This is a genomic window from Pseudomonas sp. B35(2017), assembly GCF_002113645.1.
GTDB classification, from domain to species: Bacteria; Pseudomonadota; Gammaproteobacteria; order Pseudomonadales; family Pseudomonadaceae; genus Aquipseudomonas; species Aquipseudomonas ekonensis.
In genome coordinates this window covers 106,395-124,828 of sequence record NZ_NEIZ01000009.1, presented here as the reverse complement: position 1 = coordinate 124,828, position 18,434 = coordinate 106,395, and the positions used below count along the sequence as shown (strand labels likewise).

At 64.1% G+C, this 18,434-nt stretch carries 16 protein-coding genes; 11 read left to right on the top strand and 5 right to left on the bottom strand.

Features of this window, described 5'->3' with window-relative positions; genetic code table 11:
• Positions 1-13: 13 nt before the first annotated feature.
• Positions 14-964, bottom strand: coding sequence for a fatty acid desaturase (locus CAG41_RS16965; protein WP_085583167.1), 951 nt, complete (start codon positions 962-964; stop codon positions 14-16).
• A 150-nt stretch (positions 965-1,114) separates the two neighbouring features.
• Positions 1,115-1,378, bottom strand: coding sequence for a hypothetical protein (locus tag CAG41_RS28355; protein ID WP_139834978.1), 264 nt, complete (start codon positions 1,376-1,378; stop codon positions 1,115-1,117).
• Positions 1,379-1,469: 91 nt separating this feature from the next.
• Here CAG41_RS28355 and CAG41_RS16960 point away from each other — a divergent pair, with 91 nt between their 5' ends.
• Positions 1,470-2,876 (top strand): amidase, encoded by a 1,407-nt coding sequence (locus CAG41_RS16960; protein WP_085707233.1) that lies wholly within the window; start codon positions 1,470-1,472, stop codon positions 2,874-2,876.
• A gap of 54 nt (positions 2,877-2,930) precedes the next feature.
• Here CAG41_RS16960 and CAG41_RS16955 read toward each other — a convergent pair whose 3' ends face one another.
• A complete protein-coding gene (locus tag CAG41_RS16955; RefSeq protein WP_085583163.1) occupies positions 2,931-3,845 on the bottom strand; it encodes a LysR family transcriptional regulator in 915 nt (304 codons plus the stop codon).
• Positions 3,846-4,115: 270 nt separating this feature from the next.
• On the opposite strand from CAG41_RS16955, the gene CAG41_RS16950 reads away from it, so the two are divergent.
• The 4 genes from CAG41_RS16950 to pgm all read left to right on the top strand — a co-directional run bounded on the left by CAG41_RS16950 (position 4,116) and on the right by pgm (position 10,334).
• Complete coding sequence (locus tag CAG41_RS16950; protein WP_085583161.1) at positions 4,116-5,138, top strand: zinc-dependent alcohol dehydrogenase family protein; 1,023 nt, start codon at positions 4,116-4,118, stop codon at positions 5,136-5,138.
• Positions 5,139-5,674: 536 nt separating this feature from the next.
• Complete coding sequence (locus CAG41_RS16945) at positions 5,675-7,132, top strand: hypothetical protein (RefSeq protein ID WP_085639672.1); 1,458 nt, start codon at positions 5,675-5,677, stop codon at positions 7,130-7,132.
• A 48-nt stretch (positions 7,133-7,180) separates the two neighbouring features.
• Positions 7,181-8,581: an aminotransferase class I/II-fold pyridoxal phosphate-dependent enzyme gene (locus tag CAG41_RS16940; protein ID WP_085639669.1), complete on the top strand. Its 1,401-nt coding sequence runs from the start codon at positions 7,181-7,183 to the stop codon at positions 8,579-8,581.
• Positions 8,582-8,687: 106 nt separating this feature from the next.
• Entirely contained in the window at positions 8,688-10,334 is a 1,647-nt protein-coding gene (pgm, locus tag CAG41_RS16935) for a phosphoglucomutase (alpha-D-glucose-1,6-bisphosphate-dependent) (RefSeq protein ID WP_085632478.1), read from the top strand.
• 140 nt (positions 10,335-10,474) lie between these two features.
• Here the strand turns inward: pgm and CAG41_RS16930 are convergent, their stop codons facing one another.
• A complete protein-coding gene (locus CAG41_RS16930; protein WP_085639666.1) occupies positions 10,475-11,170 on the bottom strand; it encodes a pirin family protein in 696 nt (231 codons plus the stop codon).
• On the opposite strand from CAG41_RS16930, the gene CAG41_RS28630 reads away from it, so the two are divergent.
• Positions 11,169-11,339, top strand: coding sequence for a hypothetical protein (locus tag CAG41_RS28630; RefSeq protein WP_170930050.1), 171 nt, complete (start codon positions 11,169-11,171; stop codon positions 11,337-11,339). The two genes, CAG41_RS16930 and CAG41_RS28630, sit on opposite strands and share 2 nt — an antisense overlap.
• Before the next feature lie 81 nt (positions 11,340-11,420).
• On the top strand, positions 11,421-13,895 hold the full coding sequence (locus tag CAG41_RS16925) for a UvrD-helicase domain-containing protein (RefSeq protein WP_085707252.1): 2,475 nt from the start codon (positions 11,421-11,423) through the stop codon (positions 13,893-13,895).
• Between the two features lie 61 nt (positions 13,896-13,956).
• On the opposite strand, the gene CAG41_RS16920 is transcribed toward CAG41_RS16925, so the two are convergent.
• Complete coding sequence (locus CAG41_RS16920) at positions 13,957-14,229, bottom strand: DUF1652 domain-containing protein (protein WP_085583289.1); 273 nt, start codon at positions 14,227-14,229, stop codon at positions 13,957-13,959.
• A gap of 265 nt (positions 14,230-14,494) precedes the next feature.
• On the opposite strand from CAG41_RS16920, the gene CAG41_RS16915 reads away from it, so the two are divergent.
• The 4 genes from CAG41_RS16915 (at position 14,495) to CAG41_RS16900 (ending at position 18,297) form a co-directional block, all read left to right on the top strand.
• Entirely contained in the window at positions 14,495-15,310 is an 816-nt protein-coding gene (locus tag CAG41_RS16915) for an AraC family transcriptional regulator (RefSeq protein WP_085707232.1), read from the top strand.
• A 51-nt stretch (positions 15,311-15,361) separates the two neighbouring features.
• Positions 15,362-16,768 (top strand): FAD-binding oxidoreductase, encoded by a 1,407-nt coding sequence (locus tag CAG41_RS16910; RefSeq protein WP_085583149.1) that lies wholly within the window; start codon positions 15,362-15,364, stop codon positions 16,766-16,768.
• 32 nt (positions 16,769-16,800) lie between these two features.
• A complete protein-coding gene (locus CAG41_RS16905) occupies positions 16,801-17,145 on the top strand; it encodes a cupin domain-containing protein (protein WP_085583147.1) in 345 nt (114 codons plus the stop codon).
• Positions 17,146-17,211: 66 nt separating this feature from the next.
• A complete protein-coding gene (locus tag CAG41_RS16900) occupies positions 17,212-18,297 on the top strand; it encodes a polyamine ABC transporter substrate-binding protein (RefSeq protein ID WP_085583145.1) in 1,086 nt (361 codons plus the stop codon).
• Positions 18,298-18,434: the final 137 nt, after the last annotated feature.

Here is an 18,434-nt window from a genome sequence, read left to right as displayed (position 1 = left end):
GGCCGCCTTCAGCTCATTGAGGCGCCTGGGCGGCGCGCTCTGCCCTCAGTTGGGCCGAGCGTTGCGGAAACATCAAAGGTGCATTGAGGTAGTGCGAGTACGGCACGGTATGGCGGTCGCTGGGCAGGTCCTTGGTCAGCTCGGGCAGCTTCAGCCAATGCACGCCCGGCTTGTAGTGATGTTCCTGGTGGTAGCCGAGATTGAAGGTCAGCCAGTTGTAGAGCTTGCCGTAGCAGCTGACCGAGTCGCGCTTGGGGTCGAAGGGGTCGGTGGCGCCCCAGTGCTGGAAGTAGTTCTCGCCCTGGCGCAGGCTGTCGATCAGGTAGGTGACCGGGATGAAATAAAAGAAGAAGAACTGCCAGTCGGTCAGGCACAGCACCAGACGGAACAGGAACCAGGCCGCCAGGTCGTACTTCGCCGCTTTCAGCTTCGACGGCTCCAGCAGTTTCTTCAGCGCCCGGACACCCAGTTCAGGGTCGTCGGGCGAGGCCAGCGCCGCGACGCGTTCCAGGGGCCAGTGCTTGAGTAGGATCAGCAGGACGAAATACTTAAGGCCCACCGATTCGAGAACGAACAGGCCGAAGTTGACGAGTTGCCCGGGCAACGAGCGCTTGAGGCCGAGGATGCGCAGGATGGACGTGTCGTTCCACGACTGGTGGGTGACATGGTGAATGCCGTGCCCGATGTTGTAGGGCGTCTTGGGCGCTTCGGTCATGGAAAAGCCCATCCGCACCAGGGTGTTCATCCAGCGGATGCGAAAGAACGGGGTGTGGTAGTGGTTATGGTTGGCGCCGGCATTCTGCAAGGACAAGGCGAACAGCACAGGCACCATGGCCAGCAGCGCGATCAGGGAAAGGTGTTGGTAGTTCAGGGCCAGCAGCCAATAGACGGCGATCTGGAACGGAATCACCAGGCAGCACGCAAGATCCCAGTACGAGTACCTGAAGACTTTACTTTGAAGCATGTCCACTCCTTGTGTGGCGCCTTTTCGCGAGACAACGTTGCCCGATGCCGTTCGCTGATGAGGCAGCGGCATGATCGAAGAAGGGCAGAAGTTGCGAGAAGAGGTTCCATCCTGGCAGGGGCACGGTCCGATAAGGCGAGCCCTGAGTATTTATGAGCCGCCGACATGTGAACCGCTGCCGGCGGCAAGTGTTGTAGCTCTATTATCTGAATCCGCGTGAGAGGTTTTTTGCTTTTTTTGCCGCCATGACAAAGGCTTCGGGATTTTTATTTCTCTTTTGGCGGACAAAAAAGAGAAAAAAATCAGTTCGGTTTTCTCGCCCAGCAAACACGGGCATTTGCCCGATGCGCGACGTTCGGTCGGCTGGGTGGCCCGGTTTTTGTGACGGCCGGTTTTTCCCCTATTCTTGCGCACGCTCGCCCCATCCGACCCGCCGTGCGGGGGCCATGGCGGCACCGGCGATGCCCGCCGCACCCTTCAAACAGTGTTTTTACGGAAGCCATTCATGACGGACTTTGACGCGCTGAGTATTGCCCAGATGGCACGGGCCATTCGTGAGGGACACGTCACCAGCCGACAGCTTGTCGAGTTCTATCTGCGCCGCATCGCCGAGCGCAACGGATCGATCAACGCCATCGTCCAGCCGGCCGATCCGGCCCGGTTGCTCGAACAGGCGCAGGCGGCGGACCGCAGGGTCGCGGCGGGGGAGGCGCTGGGGCCGTTGCATGGCGTGCCCATCACCATCAAGGACGTCTGTCATGTCGAGGGCTTCAAGATGTCCTGCGGTATGCCCGAATGGCACGGCGCACCGAGCCCGGCCGATGCCACCGTGGTGCGGCGGCTGCGCGAGGCCGGGGCGCTGATCCTGGGGATCACCAATGTCCCGGAGCTGTGCATGTCCTTCGAGACGGAAAACTTCCTGTACGGACGCACCCTCAACCCCTTCGACCTGTCCAGAAGCCCCGGCGGCAGCAGCGGTGGGGAAGCCGCCGGCATCGCCGCAGGTTGCAGCCCGGCAGGATTGGGTTCGGATGCCGGGGGCAGCCTGCGCATCCCGGCGCATTTCAACGGCGTGTGCGGGTTCAAGCTGACCCAGGGCCGTGTCCCCCTGACCGGACAATACCCGGTGGAGCGTACCGGCCTGATCCACATGACATCGGCCTATGGCGTCATGGGGCGCTACGTGGATGACATCAAGCTGCTGGGGCAACTGATCGCCGGGGCGGACGGCCATGACCCGGACACCGTCGACGTACCGTTCGAGGATGACCTGCCCCTCGCCAAGGCCCGGGTCGCGCTGTTCCATGAGCTGCCGGGCGTGACGGTGCGCGCTTCGGTGCGCGATGCGCTGCAACGGGTCGCCGGCCTGTTGGAGCCGCAGGTCGGGCAAGTGAGCCAGGTCGCGCCGCCGGGCATGGAGCAGGCCTGCGATAGCCTGTGGAACATCTTCCTTTCCGGTGGCGATGCCGCCCGGGCCTGGGACAAATTCCTGCCCAGCCTTGGGCGCGACAAATTCTCGGCATGCCTGGAGGGCCTGGTGCAGGCGAGCAGGGAGACGGAACTGAGCGTCGATCAGTTCAAGGTCGACCTGGCCTACATCAATACCTTCCGCCGCGGCCTCAGCAGTTTCTTCCGCGACCACGACGTGCTGATCTGCCCGGTCTTCCCGGACGTCGCGTTCAAGCCGGGCGAATCGCTGGACGGCCGCTCACGGTACGGCTACGTGTTCCCCTTCAGCCTCTCCGGTTCGCCCGTGGTGGTGCTGCCGGTGGGGCTCGACCCGGAACTGGGCCTGCCGATCGGCCTCCAGATCATCGGCCCTCACTGGAAGGAACAGCGCCTCCTGGCGCTGGCCGCGCTGCTTGAACGCCAGCTTGCGCGGTGGCGGCCGGCGGTTCCTGGTGAGGTTTGAAACCGTGGGTGGCCGCCAAGGGGCTGGAGGCTGGGGAGGGGTGATGGAGGGTGTTCAGAGGCTATCCGGATCCCCAAAGAACATCTGAATCCTCGACCGCAACCAACGCTCGCCCGGGTCGTTGTCCTGCGAGCCGCGCCAGGCCATGTGCAGTTCGAAGGTGCGGGTGGGCAGTGGCGGGTCTTCGGCCCGGACGCCGCCGGCGGCGGTGAGGGCGTCGGCGGTGTAGTCCGGCACGGTGGCGACGATGTCAGTGCCGGCCAGCAGGGTGCTCAGGCCGTTGAACTGCGGCACGGCCAGCACCACGTGGCGCTTGCGGCCGAGCTTTTCCAGTTCCTCGTCGATGAAGCCGCTGAGGTCGCCGGCGAACGACACCAGCGCGTGCGGGCGCGCGCAGTAGTCGTCCAGGCTCAACGGCCCCGGCACGGTGTCGGCGCGCAGCAGTTTCGGCTGGCTGCGGCGCAGCACCTTGCGCTTGGCGTTGGCCGGCAGGTCGGTGGTGTAGCTGACGCCGATGGAGATTTCCCCGGAGGCCAGCAGGCTCGGCATCAGGATGTAGTTGACCCGGCGCACCACCAGCACGATGCCCGGTGCTTCGGCGCGCAGGCGTTTGAGCAGCATGGGCAGCAGGGCGAATTCGACGTCGTCCGACAGCCCGATGCGGAACACCGACGTGCTGGTGGCCGGATCGAACTCGGCCGCACGGCTGACCGCCGTGGAGATCGAGTCCAGGGCCGGGGAGAGCAGGGCGAAGATTTCCACGGCGCGGGCGGACGGTTCCATGCTCCGGCCGGTGCGCACGAACAGCGGATCGTCGAACAGGCCACGCAGGCGCGAGAGCGCGGCGCTGATGGCCGGCTGGCCGAGGAACAGTTTTTCCGCGGCGCGGGTCACGCTGCGTTCGTGCATCAGCGTTTCGAAAACGATCAACAGGTTCAGGTCGACACGACGCAGGTCATTACGATTCATCTGGAGTCCTGGCAGAGTCATCAAGCTTGACGAGAGCGACCATATGAGAACAATGGCCGGCATGAATAGTACGGGGAAAGGCTGGTACTCTGCACCGGAAAATTGAGCTTTACTGAGCGGGTTCCGGTCTTATGCCCATGGATTTTGCCAATGCCGCCCATGCTGCGGAATCAATGACAGGCATGTCGACTATTAATGGCCGCTGATGGTCTTGGCCGGAAAGCCCAGATAGAGTTCAGGGCATTAGAGGTTACTTTGACGAGGTTTGCGATGTCCCGCACGATCCGTTTTCACAAGTTTGGTCCGGCCGAGGTGCTCAAGTGCGAAGAGCATGCGGCCGCTCAGCCAGGTCCTGGCGAAGTGCAGGTGCGCGTCGAGGCGATCGGCATCAGTTGGTACGACACCTTGTGGCGCCAGAACCTGGCGTCGTCCCAGGCCCGCCTGCCTTCGGGCCTGGGCCATGAAATGGCCGGCGTGGTCACGGCCGTCGGCGAAGGCATCGAGGACCTGGCGGTGGGCGACAAGGTCGCAAGCTTCCCGGCCGAGAGCCCCAACGACTACCCGGTCTACGGTGAGCTGATCGTGATGCCGCGCACCGCGCTGACCCGCTATCCGGACGTGCTCACGCCGATCGAGGCCAGCGTCCACTACACGCCGCTGCTGATCGCCTATTTCGCCTACATGGACCTGGCGCGGGTCAAGCCCGGGCAGTTCGCCCTGGTCACCGACGCCAGCCACTGCGCGGGGCCTTCCTTTGTCCAGCTGGGCAAGGCGCTGGGCGTCAAGGTGATCGCCGCGACCAAGACGGCCGAAGAGCGTGAATACCTGTTGTCGCTGGGGGCCGAGAAGGTCATCGTCACCGAAGAGGAAGACCTGTTGACCCGCGTCAACAAGATCACCGACAACCGTGGCGTCGAGATGGTGTTCGACGGCCTCGGCGGTCCGCAGATGTCGTTGCTCGGTGATGTGCTGGCGCCGCGCGGCAGCCTGGTGCTGTATGGCCTGCAGGGCGGCAACCAGACGCCGTTCCCGGCCTGTGCCGCCTTTCAGAAGAACATCCAGTTCTTCGTGCACTGCATCGGCAACTTCACCGGCAAGCCTGAGCTGGGCATCAAGCAGGACGGCGACGCGCTGCAGCGGGCCCTGCGCGACATCAACCAGTTCACCGCCGACCGCGTGCTGGTGCCGCTCAAGACCCGGGTGTTCCCGTTCGACCAATTCGTCGAGGCCCACCGCTACATGGATGAGTGCCCTTGCCGCGAACGCGTGGCCCTGCAGGTCGAAACGGCCTGATCTTCAAGCCCAGGAGTCCGTGCCGCCACGGACTCCTTCCTTTGCTTCACGCCCCTGGCCGGACTCTCACCGGCGTCTGCCCGCAACCGTTCAGCAACTGAACCGGTTTTTGCCTGGGATCTGTATCTTCTAATCGTCCTTCAAGCCCTGATAATTGAATGATTACTTTCATCTCAAGGAATGAGCCATGGCTGTGCATTCTGTTTTTTCTGGGCGAACACTCTTGTTTGTCTTTTTGCGATATGCCGATTCTTGTTTAAAAGTTGTAGGCGGGTTGCAAAAAGCGTTCTTTATTTCTTGTGGTCACTGTTTGTGGGACTGCGTAAGAAGTTTCCTAGGACTCTCTTTTGCTCCCGGAAAACCCTTGCGGCCCTTGGCCTGCGCTGGTTTCATGGGGTGAGCGGCACTCAAGTGTTTCAAATAACTACGAAATCTTAAGTGTTAGGATTCAGCGTCTATTTATTAGTGATCCATTATTCCGTGCCACTGAGTTTGGCGGCGGGGTATGAAACTTTTCTGCACCGGGTAAGAGACCGATGAGCACAATCCATGATCAGGCAATGAATTATGTCTACCAGCAAGTGCTGCAACGCTTGTTGAGTTTTTTCTCCCGCGCAGAACGCACGGCGCTGCAACTTCTTATTCAACGGCTCGTCGTCGCGGCCGGCGGCAGCGAGCGCATCGGCGAGTTCAAGGTGCTGGCCGTCCAGACCGGCACCCGTGACAGTTGCTACGCCCTGGCGATGCTGCGGGCCGCTCAGTTGAGCATCGCCGGGCGCGCGCCGGCCACCTTTCAGCTGCGGGTGGCGACCTTGCGCTACGAAGGCAATGACCTGGCCGCGCTCGAAAACATGCACCGCAGCCATGCCGCGCTGTTTCTCTGCGACGATCCGCGGGTCGAGCTGCTGATGGTCGATCACCGCGAGGTGATGCCTTTCGATCACCAGGCGCCCATCAGCGAAGGCGGCAGTGAGGCCAACCGCATCAATCTGCTGATGGTGGGGCACCGCCGGACCTGGAACGAGGCGCTGGAGCTGTGGGACGACCGCTACCTGGCGACGGCGGAGTTCCATGGGCAGGTGGCGCGCTGGAACAACGGCGTCGATGTGCTGGCCGGCTGCGACTCCGCCGCGCGCCAGAGGCGCTTCATCGACGGGCTGGACCGTGCGGTGCGCAAGGTCGGCATCGGGCCGCTGGCGGACAACTCGGGCAGCTACGATCAATTGTTCGCGCTGCTCGACGGCCTCGACGGCGACTGCTACCGCCGGCTCTACACCGAGCCCGAGCGCATGCCCTGGCGTCCGGAAGGGCAGTTCGAGGCCTGCCGGCGCACGGTGTTCATCGACGTCCACGACATGCTCGTCGCCAAGCTCGATGACCGTTGGCCCCTGCTCAGCGAGTTCCTCGGGTTCAAGGCGGACGAATGGTCCGCGGCGCTGTTCGACGACGAATGCCCGGATCCGCTGGTGGCCGCTTACCTGTGCGGCCTCCAGGCCCGGTTCGTGGAAGGGCACAGCTACGAGGCCGGCGTCCAGGCGTTTGTGCAGCGCAGCCTGGCGGCCATGCGGCGCCGACAGGTGCCGGAACCGGTCTGTGAGCATCTGGCCGCGACCTTCGCCAAGCCCCAGGGGTATGAAGAGTTGAGGCAAAAGGCCCTGGCCGGCCTGCAGGCGCGTTTCGGGCTCAACGAAAACCAGATCGTCTGCCTGCTGTTTGCGCCGTTCACCGACAGCGGCGCAGGCCTTGAGCGTTTCCTGCGGGCCTGCCACCCCGGCATGCTGGTGGCGATTCCGGATCTGCACCGCGCGATGCAGGGCCTGCACGCGCCGGAGCAGGTGTTGCAGTGGATGACGGAGGTCAGCGGATTGCCCGTCAGGCTCATCGGCCGGCTGTATGCCATGGAGCCCGTCCCGGCGCTACCGCAGCGGCCGCTTGAAACGGCGTCGCCGACGAGTGACGACGCGTTCGGGGGCGACCGCTCCCAGGAACGTTAGGATGGGCGGCGCACACGACAATGACTGGATCGCGCCGGGCGGGCGCCCATGAAGGCGCGGCGGGAGACCGACTTTGCGTATCAGGCGGTGTACCGCTACCTGACCCGACTGATGGCCGGCTGTGGCCCGGATGAAAGCATCCGTTTGCCGTCCCTGCGGCAACTGGCCGACCGTCTGAACGTGTCGATATCGACCATCCAGTGCGCCTACTCGCTGCTGGAGAAGGAAGGGCGGGTGTATTCGGTCGCCAAGTCCGGCTATTTCGCCCGCGCCGTCTCGTCTGTGCCGTCGCCGGACGACGACCGCGACCTGCTGGAGACCGTCTATGTCAGTGCCCGCTGGCCGGGCATGAAAGTGCTGAGCGGTGACGAGCCCGCGTCGATCCAGCCTTTGGACAGCCCGCTGCTGGTGCTTGAGCGGGAGCTGCTGCGCCAGTATCCCCGGCCGTCGCAGTGGCTGGCGCCTCCTTGCGGCGAGCAGCAGTTGCGGGCAGCCGTGGCGGCCCGCTACACCACGTCGCACCGGCACTGCTGGCACGCGGACGACGTGTACGTCGGCGCCGACCTGCGCGGGGTGCTGGAGATTCTGATCGCCGTGCTGGATCTCAGGCATGCCACCCTGGTGGTCGAGTCGCCGTGCGACTGGGTGATCCTGCGCCTGCTGCAGTCGGCGCAGGTGCAGGTGATCGAGTTGCCGTTGCAGGCCGCAGGCGGGCTCGATGCGCAGCGGCTGGAGGATCTGCTCAAGACCCGGTCGGTGGCGCTGATCCTGTTGTCTTCCGGGTTGAGCATGCCCCGGGGCAGCCAAGTGCCGGCGGACAACCGGCAGTCCATCGCGCGCCTGCTGGCCCGGCACGGCACCTGGGTGCTGGAGAACGATTGCTACAGCGAACTCGACGAAGGCCTCGACCGCTTGCGCCTGCGCGACTTGCTCGACCCTGACCGCCTGCTGGTGTTCTCCTGCTTCGAGACGTTCATCGGTGCGGAGGCGCCGTACGGCTACCTGCTGTCACGGCAGTGGCGCACGGAGCTGCAGCGGCATTTCCTGTTGCGTTCGTTCCGCCTGTCGCCTATCCGCCAGAAGGCGATCGCACGCTTGTATGACAGTGGGCGGCTCGATCAGCACCTGGAGTCGTTGCGCCGCCGCTTGAGAGAGCACCGCACGCCCATGGTCGAGCTGTTGCGCGAGCGGCTGGGGGAGAGTCTGCAGGTGGTCGAGCCCCAGGGCGGGGCGACGCTTTGGGTGCGCGCCAGGCGCCCGGTGGACATGCGCGACGTCTTTCGGCGCCTGCTCAAGCAGCAGGTGGTGATCGCGCCCGGAGAGCTGTTCAGTCTGCAAGGGTTGCATGCCCAGCACCTGCGTTTGAGCCCCCTCGGCCTGGATGCCCGGGATGCCTCGGGCACGGTAGGCCTGCTGGCGGATGCGCTGCGTCTGGCGCCGCTGCGGTGAGCGGAAAAAACATTAAATGTTGTCAGGATAGATCCCATCGCACTGCGGTCGAAGTGCCAGTAAACTGCGCGGTATTTCCTGAACCACTCTCTCTCAGAGGTTTTGCATGACACTCAGTCCTTTTGCGGGCAAACCGGCACCGACAGATCTGTTGGTCGACATCCCGCGACTGGTAACGGCCTATTACACAGGTCAACCGGATGCATCGGTCTCCACCCAGCGTGTGGCGTTCGGCACTTCCGGGCACCGGGGCAGCTCCTTCGACTTGAGTTTCAACGAGTGGCACGTGCTGGCCATCAGTCAGGCCATCTGCCTGTACCGTGAAGCCCAAGGCATCACCGGGCCGCTGTTTGTCGGCATCGACACCCATGCGCTGTCGACCCCGGCGGGCGCCAGCGCCCTGGAAGTGCTGGCGGCCAACGGCGTGACCGTCATGATCGCCGCCGGCGACGAATACACGCCGACCCCGGCGGTGTCCCACGCGATCCTTTGCTACAACCGCGGACGCACGTCCGGTCTGGCCGACGGCATCGTCATCACCCCGTCGCACAACCCGCCGCAAAGCGGTGGCTACAAATACAACCCGACCAACGGCGGCCCGGCCGACACCCACATCACCAAGTGGATCGAAGCCAAGGCCAACGAACTGCTGGCCAACAAGCTGGCCGGGGTCAAACGCATCAGCTACGAGCAAGCGCTCAAGGCCGACACCACCCACCGCCACGACTACGTCAACACCTACGTGGCCGACCTGATCAACGTCATCGACTTCGACGCGATCCGCGCAGCCAAGCTGCGCCTGGGCGTCGATCCGTTGGGCGGAGCAGGGGTGCGCTACTGGTCGGCGATCGCCGAGCACTACCGTCTGGACCTGGAGGTGGTGAACAAGCAGGTCGACTCGACCTTCCGCTTCATGACTGTCGACTGGGATGGCCAGATCCGCATGGACCCGTCCTCCAGCCACGCCATGCAAGGCCTGATCGGCCTCAAGGAACGCTTCGACGTGGCGTTCGCCTGCGACCCGGATCACGACCGTCACGGCATCGTCACCCCGAGCGGTGGCCTGTTGGCACCGAACAATTACCTGGCCGTGGCCATCGACTACCTGTTCCAGAACCGTCCGCAATGGCGCGCCGATGCCGCCGTGGGCAAGACCGTGGTCAGCAGCGGGCTGATCGACCGCGTCGCCAAGCGTCTGGGCCGTCGTCTGTACGAAGTGCCGGTGGGCTTCAAGTGGTTCGCTGACGGCCTGTTCGACGGTTCGCTCGGCTTCGGCGGCGAAGAAAGCGCCGGCGCCTCGTTCCTGCGCAAGGACGGCGGCGTCTGGAGCACCGACAAGGACGGCCTGATCCCTTCGCTGCTGGCCGCCGAAATGACCGCCCGCACCGGCCGCGATCCGAGCCAGGCCTACCGTGCCCTGACCGACGAGCTGGGCGAGCCGTTCTCGGTGCGCGTGGACGCCAAGGCCAACCCTGAGCAGAAGGCGCTGCTGAGCAAGCTGTCGCCGCAGCAGGTCACCTCGACCGAACTGGCGGGCGAGAAGATCCAGAGCATCCTCAGCCACGCGCCGGGCAACGACCAGGCCATCGGCGGCCTGAAGGTGATGACCGAAAACGGCTGGTTCGCGGCGCGTCCGTCGGGCACCGAGGACATCTACAAGATCTACGCCGAAAGCTTCATCGGCGACGACCACCTCAAGCAACTGGTGGCCGAGGCGCAGACCCTGGTGGACGGTGCGATCAGCGCGAAGTGACCACGGATCCTGCTGCACCCTGGCCTCTGCGGCAGCGGGCTTGCCCGCGAAAGCGGTGGGTCAGGCACTGAAGAGGTCGGTGTGAAACAGAAAGGGGCGACCACTACGGTCGCCCCTTTTTTTGCCTGCGTGTTCGGCCGTCAGGCCAGGTCCACCAGGACGACCTCGCTGTCTTCGATGGCCGTGACCGTCAACACCTGTTCCTGGGCCACCGCGACGCCGTCCCGGGCCTGGGCGCGCACGCCGTTGACCTCGATGACGCCGGTGGCCGGCACCAGATAGGCACGGCGTCCGGCGTCCAGGCGATACTCCGCCGTTTCGCCGGCCTTGAGATTGGCGGCCACCAGGCGCGCATCGGCGCGGATGCGCAGGCTCTGGTCATCGCCGTCCTTGCCGCTGGCCAGCGTCACGAAACCCTCGCGCTCGCCTTTGGGGAAGGGCTTGGCGCCCCAAGAGGGCGGCGCGCCGGTTTCGGTCGGCAGGATCCAGATCTGGAAGATCTTGGTGTCGCCCGCTTCGAGGTTGTATTCGCTGTGCGCGATGCCGGTGCCGGCGCTCATCACTTGCACATCGCCCGCTTCGGTGCGGCCCTTGTTGCCCAGGTTATCCTGGTGGCTGATCGCGCCTTCACGGACATAGGTGATGATTTCCATGTCCCGGTGCGGATGGGTGGGAAACCCGGTGCCGGGCGCGATGATGTCGTCGTTCCACACGCGCAGGTTGCCCCAGCTCATGCGTTGAGGGTCGTAGTACTCGGCGAACGAAAAATGGTGATGGGCATCCAGCCAGCCGTGGTGGGCGCCGCCCAGCGAGCTGAAAGGTCGGAGTTCAAGCATGGTCGTGATCCTCGATAGGTTCCCGGAGCAGCGGGGGATGACGGGCATCATCTATCAGGGAGTCATCGATAAAAAGCGTAAAAAGTGCGCCATAACAATCGAATCGATCGATGTTTATGAACCTCGAAACGGTCTCACCCAGCCTTCAATTCGTCGTCTAACCCCATGACGCGCAAGCATTTCGCTAGAACTCGAAAGCAATTCCAGACACCATAGCGCTCAACCGTTTCAGATGCCGGAGTCCGTCAGCGTGGCGCAGCACACCCCCGATCTTCCTCCCGAACTTCGCCCCTTGGCCGAGATGCCGTGGTTCAAGCGCCTGGCCGCCCGTTTCCTGGGGCACGGCCTGACCCGCTTGCGCGCCCAGCACCGGTCGTCGTGGCTGCACGGCCAGGCCGACGGCTTTCGCAGCGGCCACACCGCCGGCGTCGAGTACGGCTATAAGGAAGGCCGGCAGGACGGACTGGAAGAGGGCCGCCAGGTGCTGCTGATCCGTGACAGCCGCAGCACCGAACATCGGCCGCCGTCCATCGATGATCACCTGTTCGACGACTGGCGCCTGCCGCTCACCCCGGAGCTGAAGAAGCGGATGAAGGCCGATGTGGCGCGCCTGCTGCCGGCCCATGCCCAGCCGAGCGCGGCGCAGTGGAAGATGATCTTCAGCGACACGCCGTCGACGTCCGTGGTGGCCGGTGCCGGCGCCGGCAAGTCGACGACCCTGGTGCTGCGGATCCTGCTGCTGACCCATTACCTGGGCTTCGAGCTCGACTCGATGACCGTGGTGACGTTCACCCGCGAATCGCGCCGGGACTTCATCAGGAAGCTGATCGAACTGTTCGCCCTGTGGGGGCGGCCGCTGGAGCAGAAGCAGGCGCGCGACCTGGTGCGCACGTTCCACTCGCTCATCCTGCCGATGGTGCGCAGCCTGCCGGGGTTCGAGCGGTTGCAGGCCTTCGAGAACCTCAGCAACCGGCCCCAGGGCGGCGATGACGAGGCAGACAGCAATCCGTTCGACCTGCGCATCAACGAGGCCCAGCGCCAGCGGCTCAATGCCTGTTACCACCGCTTGTACACCGAGGATGAGCGTTTCCGTCAGTTGGTCCAGCCATTGTCGCGGCATGCCTTGCAGCTCAAGGAGCTGGAGCGCGATCACCCGGACGTGCAGAAGCGCATGGCGGTGACCGAACTGGCCGCCAAACGCGATGAAGAGCTGTGCGACGTGATTGAGGACTTGTGGTTCCGGGCCGGGGCCTGGCCGATCAAGGGGATCGAGCCGAACCGCCAGACCTTTGAGATCAACGGTGCCCGGTTCCATTGCCACGGCTACATCCCGAGCCTGGATGCCTGGGTCGTGCTCGGCTTCGATGCCGGCGAAAACCCCCAGACCTGCCGGCCGGGCGCCAAGCTGACGGTGCGCGCCGAGTGGGCCGTGAAACGCACCCTGTTTCAAGCTTTCTGTCGTAAACCATTGATTTGGTTGGATAATTACGAAATGTCGAAGCGGGTTCTGGCCACGCTGGCGGGGGATGCGAGCGCAGGCCCCGGCTTCGACTACAAGGTCAAAGGCGAGTTGGCTTCCGCACCGCTGCTCGACTGTTTCGTCGGCGCCGCCGGCTTCATCGAGAACCTGGGGCTGGACGTGCCGGACGCGGTCGGCCGCATGAGTTTCGCCAAGGACGACCCCGACCGGTTCTTCTTCGAGGCCTTGAGCCTGTTTTGGCGCGCCCTGGAAGATCACCTGCTGGATCAGAAGCCGCCGGTCATGACCTACAACCGCATGTTCGCGCTGTTCAGCGAGCACTCGCCGGAAAACCTCAAACTGCTCGGCGATGACCTGCTGCGGCCGATGTCGCACCTGATGATCGACGAGTTTCAGGACGTTTCGCCGCAGATCGTCTCGTGGATCCGCGCCAGCCTGGGCGAGATCCGCAGCCGCGGGCCGTCCATGCATGTCGGGCGCGGGGCGCAACGCTCGTCGCTGCTGTGCGTGGGCGATGACTGGCAGTCCATCTACGGCTGGCGCGGCAGTTCGCCGAGCTACTTCATGGCCTTCAACACCGAGTTCCCGTCGCCGGCCTCCACGCGGGTGATGCTCAGCGAGAACTACCGCAGCCACCAGCACATCATCGATGCGGCGGAGCATGTGGTGCGGGCCGCTCCGGCGATTCCCGGGAAAAAGGCCAAGGCCTGCGGCGAGGCCGGCGAACTGCGGCCGGTCAACGTTATGGAGCGCGATGACGCCGCATTGGCCCAGCGTTTGGCGGAGCATTACCGGAAAGGCGATTCGATCTTGATGCTGTATCGAAAAAGTAGCGATAAGTCATTGATTGAACAGCATATTCAGTCCGTAGTTAATGTGGATTCTAGCTTGCCGTACGACGCCCGGCGCCTGAAGCAACTGACCTTTCACAGCGCCAAGGGCCTGCAGGCCGACGCGGTGTTCATGCTGGGAGACTGCCAGCATTTGACCAGTTCTCCCTACAAGAACCAGGTCTACCGCATGGCTGGCCTGGGCAAGGCCGGCGACAGCGAGCCGTACGACAGTGCGCAAAAGGATGAGATCCTGCGCTTGGCCTACGTCGGTATCACCCGTGCGGTCAGTCACTGCTATTGGTATGTCGAACCCCAGGACGGGCCAGCGGTGAACATGCCGCGGGCATCGGACAGGGTCGATGGGGGCAAGCCGTTCTTCGCCGACCGGCGCCCGGAGAAAAAGACCGCCTGAATCGACCGACCAACAAAAAGCCCGCTATCGCTAGCGGGCTTTTTCTTTATGGATCATGTGGTTATGCGTAACTTCTCAACGATTCCGGAGGAGTGAACGCGTCCAGTTCATCCTCGACCGCCTCGATTATTCGTTCGACATCCGCAGCGTTCATCACGGTGGCGCAGGGAATGCCCGCGATCGCGATCAGGGTTTCGCCGCTGGCGCGGTCGAACAGACGGGCGATCATGCTGCCCGGTGCGTCCATCTTCGCCTCGAATCCCATGGGATGAAAATGCCAGCGCATCAGCTGGCAAGCATTGGGAAAGGTGACTTTGCTTGAGGCTCTATTCATGTGTTGCCCGCCTTCTTCATCGAGCGCTTCCGTTTGCTCAGGGTAGGTGGGAAGAGCCTTCAATGGCTCAACCGGTGGGTGCCATTAAAAGTAGCACCTGGATGTGAAAATCCTGTGAGAATTTTCAGGCCGTTTGGCGATTGCTCGGATTATTTTGATGTAAGTCACGAACCATACGGCTGCGGCCGACGAAGTGCCGCCGCGGTTCGGTCATTGCCCGAGCGTCTGAAGTTGGGCAAGCTCGGTGCTTTTGGCAGAGATCCTTATGCACGCCGACGACGACGGCCCGGAGCAGTCCCCGGCCACCCGCGAAACGGTCATGCGCTATCACCTGAGCTGGAAGCGCCGGGATCTGGACAGCGTGATGGCGCTCTACCATCCGGCCATCCAGTACAACGACTTTTTCCAGAACCGTGTGCTCGGCCTCGATGAACTGCGCGAGTACGTGCGGGTCAGCATGCCGCGCGAATCCGACGAAGCGCTGGAGCATTGCGACCGGATCCGCATCGACGGCAACACGGCGTTCATTCAGTACGAGGTGACGTTGCGCGGCGGCAGCGGCCTGGTGTCGTTCCGCTCCAGCGAAGCGATCACCGTCAAGGACGGCTTGATCTGGCGCGTCAACGAATACGCCTCGCTGGTGCGGGAAACGGCCGCTGCGGCCCAGGCGTCGAACCGGCGCCCGGCGGCGAGCCGCCTGGGGTTGTCGCCGCGCCAGTTGAGCTTCATGGCCGATGACCTGCAAAGCTATTTCCAGCGCCAGCAACCGTACCTCGACCCGGAACTGGACCTGCAGCGGGTGGCGAAGGAGTGCGGCTACAGCCGCAACCAGATTTCCTACTTGCTCAACCAGGTGCTGGGGCAAAGCTTCTATCGCTACGTCAATCAGGCCCGCCTGCAACATGTGTTGCGGGGCCTGGACACCGCCACGCCGCCGCTGCGCATCGATGAACGGGCCTTCGCTGCCGGCTTCAACTCGCTGTCGGCGTTCTACAGCTGCTTTCGCCAGCACACCGGGCAGTCGCCCATGGCTTACGCCAAACAAATTTCTTTGCGGGCACGCGCGCAAGACAGCCCTTGAGCCCAGCCACTAGGATCGCTGCCATCGACCTTTTGATTGGCGGAGTCTTGCATGCCGGCGTGGCGCAACATCAGTTTATGGATGGACCAGCTCGACGAGCCGCTGACCGCGCGGCCGGCGCTGGAGCAGGACCTGGACGTCGACGTGGCGATCATCGGCGCCGGCTACACGGGGCTGTGGACGGCGTACTACCTCAAGCGGCTGGCGCCGGGCCTGGACATCGCCATCGTCGAGGCGCAGACCGCCGGGTTCGGCGCGTCCGGGCGCAACGGCGGCTGGCTGATGGGCAACCTGCTGGGCGAGGATCGCTTGCTGGCCGGGTTGTCTCCCCAAGAGCGCCGGGCGTCCTACGACCTGCTGCACAGCATTCCCGACGAGGTGGAAGTCGTTCTTGAGCGCGAAGGCATCGACTGCGATTACCGCAAGGGCGGCGTGCTGTACTGCGCCGCGCGTTACCCGGAACAGGCGGCGAGCCTGCGCCAGTACCTCGACAAACTGCACGCCCAGGGCCTGAGCGACAACGACTACCGCTGGCTCGGCCCCGAGCAGTTGGCGCAGCAGTTGCGGATCGCCAAGCCGTACGGCGCGATCTTCGCCCCCCACGTGGCGACCCTTCACCCGGCCAAACTGGTGCGCGGCCTGGCCCGCGCCGTCCAGCGCATGGGCGTGACGATCTACGAGAACAGTCCGGTCACCCATTGGCAGGCCGGCAGCCTGCGCACCGACAAGGCCAGCGTGCGCAGCCGCTGGATCGTGCCGGCCGTCGAGGGCTATTCGGTGACGCTGCCGCCGCTGGGCCGCTATCAGTTGCCGGTGCAAAGCCTGATCGTCGCCACCGAACCGCTGTCGGCGGCGGTCTGGGACGAGATCGGCCTCAATGGCGGCCAGGCGTTCAGCGAGTTCAGCCGCCAAGTCACGTACGGCCAGCGCAGCGCCGACAACCGCCTGATCTTCGGGGCCCGGGGCGGCTACCGGTTCGCCGGCAGGCTGCGGCACGACTTCGACCTGACCCGCGATGAAGTGCAGCTGCGTCGCTATCTGTTCGGCGAGCTGTTCCCGCAACTGAAAAACGTGCAGATCACCCACGGCTGGGGCGGCAACCTCGGCATGTCCCGGCACTTCAAGCCGCACATGCTCTGCGATCGCGCCAACGGCATCGCCTTGTCCGGCGGCTACGGCGGCGAGGGCGTCGGCGCCAGCAACCTGGGCGGGCGCACCTTGGCCGACCTGATCCTGGAGCGCGACAGCGAGCTGGTGCGCCAGCCCTGGGTGCTGCCGGACGGCGGGATCCACGCGCTGCGCGCCTGGGAGCCGGAGCCGTGCCGGTGGCTGGGCTACAACGCGATCATCAAGAGCTTCGTCCATGAGGACCAGACCCTGGCCAACCCGGCCACGGCGCCCTGGCGGCGCAAGCTGGCCACCCGGGTGGCGGGCTTCATGGAAGGTTTCATGCATTGAACCCCAGCTTCAATCCCAAGACAGGTAGCCCTATGAGCATCACCCAGTTCAAAAACACCGCCACGATGCCGCTGGATGAATCCAATCCGGTGGCCGTTCCCCTCGGCACGCCGGTGGCGGTCGCCTCGACCACCAGCGTCGAGCGCGACGACGGCGTCGAAACCGGCGTCTGGGCGTGCACGCCCGGCCGCTGGCGCCGGCAGATCACCGCCCAGGAGTTCTGCCATTTCATTTCCGGCCGCTGCACCTTCACCCCCGACGGCGGCGGCGAAACCCTGCACATCCAGGGCGGCGACGCCTTGATGCTGCCGGCGAACACGCTCGGCGTCTGGGACATCCAGGAGACCGTGCGCAAGACCTATGTCCTGATTTTCTGACTTTCCGATCTTTGATTGCCTGCCCGCTTCACGACAAAAAAGACAACAGCACCCACAGGTATCCCCATGATCCAGAAAACCCTCTCACTGGCGCCGCTGCTGCTGGTCGCCTCGCTCAGCCACGCGGCCGACACGGTCAAGGTCTACAACTGGTCCGACTACATTGCGCCGGACACCGCGAAGAACTTCGAGAAGGACACGGGCCTGGGCGTCACCTACGACGTCTACGACAGCAACGAAACCCTCGACGGCAAGCTGATGACCGGCAAGTCCGGCTACGACGTGGTGTTTCCCTCCAACCATTTCATGGCGCGGCAGATCCAGGGCGGGGCGCTGAAGAAGCTCGACAAGAGCCAGCTGCCGAACTGGAAGAACCTCAACCCGGTGCTGCTCAAGGCGCTGCAGACCAACGATCCGGGCAATGAGCACGGCTTCCCGTACCTGTGGGGCAGCACCGGCATCGGCTATAACGTGGCCAAGGTCAAGGCTGTGCTGGGCGAGGGTGCGCCGCTGGATTCCTGGGACCTGATCTTCAAGCCCGAGTACATGCAGAAGCTGCAGAAGTGCGGGGTGGCGATCCTCGACAACGGCCCGGAACTGCTGCCGGCGGCGCTCAACTACCTGGGCTTGCCGCACCACAGCAAGAACCCCGAGGACTACAAGAAGGCCGAAGCGCTGCTGATGAAGGTGCGGCCTTATGTCAGCTACTTCCATTCCTCCAAGTACACCAGCGACCTGGCCAACGGCGACATCTGCGTGGCGGTGGGCTTCTCCGGCGACATCCTGCAGGCGGAAAACCGCGCCAAAGAGGCGAAGAACGGCGTCGAGATCGGCTATTCGATCCCCAAGGAGGGCGCCGCCATCTGGTTCGACATGGTCGCGATGCCGGCCGACGCGCCTGACGAGAAGGCCGGCTACGCGTTCATGAACTACCTGCTGCGCCCGGACGTGATGGCCGGCATCAGCAACTACGTGCACTACGCCAACGGCAACGAACAGGCTGACGGCCTGATCGACCCGGCCATCAAGGGCGACACCAAGGTCTATCCGAGCCCCGAGATGATGGGCAAGCTGTTCGCGCTGGAGGCGATGCCGCTCAACATCGACCGGATCCGCACCCGCGTATGGAACAAGATCCGCACCGGCAGCTGATCAATCCCCCCAAAAACCGTAGGAGCGAGCCTGCTCGCGATGCGTGGATCCCTCGACAGTCATGTTGAAGGATGCGCATCGCGGGCAGGCTCGCTCCTACTGTCGTTCAGGTGCCGGCCTACGCCCGGTTGCACTAA

Excerpts from the sequence above, each read along its gene's own strand:
- CAG41_RS16965 (WP_085583167.1), bottom strand. The coding sequence starts at position 964 with ATGCTTCAAAGTAAAGTCTTCAGGTACTCGTACTGGGATCTTGCGTGC.
- CAG41_RS16960 (WP_085707233.1), top strand. The coding sequence starts at position 1,470 with ATGACGGACTTTGACGCGCTGAGTATTGCCCAGATGGCACGGGCCATT.
- CAG41_RS16955 (WP_085583163.1), bottom strand. The coding sequence starts at position 3,845 with ATGAATCGTAATGACCTGCGTCGTGTCGACCTGAACCTGTTGATCGTT.
- CAG41_RS16950 (WP_085583161.1), top strand. The coding sequence starts at position 4,116 with ATGTCCCGCACGATCCGTTTTCACAAGTTTGGTCCGGCCGAGGTGCTC.
- CAG41_RS16945 (WP_085639672.1), top strand. The coding sequence starts at position 5,675 with ATGAGCACAATCCATGATCAGGCAATGAATTATGTCTACCAGCAAGTG.
- CAG41_RS16940 (WP_085639669.1), top strand. The coding sequence starts at position 7,181 with ATGAAGGCGCGGCGGGAGACCGACTTTGCGTATCAGGCGGTGTACCGC.
- pgm (WP_085632478.1), top strand. The coding sequence starts at position 8,688 with ATGACACTCAGTCCTTTTGCGGGCAAACCGGCACCGACAGATCTGTTG.
- CAG41_RS28630 (WP_170930050.1), top strand. The coding sequence starts at position 11,169 with ATGGTCGTGATCCTCGATAGGTTCCCGGAGCAGCGGGGGATGACGGGC.
- CAG41_RS16930 (WP_085639666.1), bottom strand. The coding sequence starts at position 11,170 with ATGCTTGAACTCCGACCTTTCAGCTCGCTGGGCGGCGCCCACCACGGC.
- CAG41_RS16920 (WP_085583289.1), bottom strand. The coding sequence starts at position 14,229 with ATGAATAGAGCCTCAAGCAAAGTCACCTTTCCCAATGCTTGCCAGCTG.
- CAG41_RS16915 (WP_085707232.1), top strand. The coding sequence starts at position 14,495 with ATGCACGCCGACGACGACGGCCCGGAGCAGTCCCCGGCCACCCGCGAA.
- CAG41_RS16910 (WP_085583149.1), top strand. The coding sequence starts at position 15,362 with ATGCCGGCGTGGCGCAACATCAGTTTATGGATGGACCAGCTCGACGAG.
- CAG41_RS16905 (WP_085583147.1), top strand. The coding sequence starts at position 16,801 with ATGAGCATCACCCAGTTCAAAAACACCGCCACGATGCCGCTGGATGAA.
- CAG41_RS16900 (WP_085583145.1), top strand. The coding sequence starts at position 17,212 with ATGATCCAGAAAACCCTCTCACTGGCGCCGCTGCTGCTGGTCGCCTCG.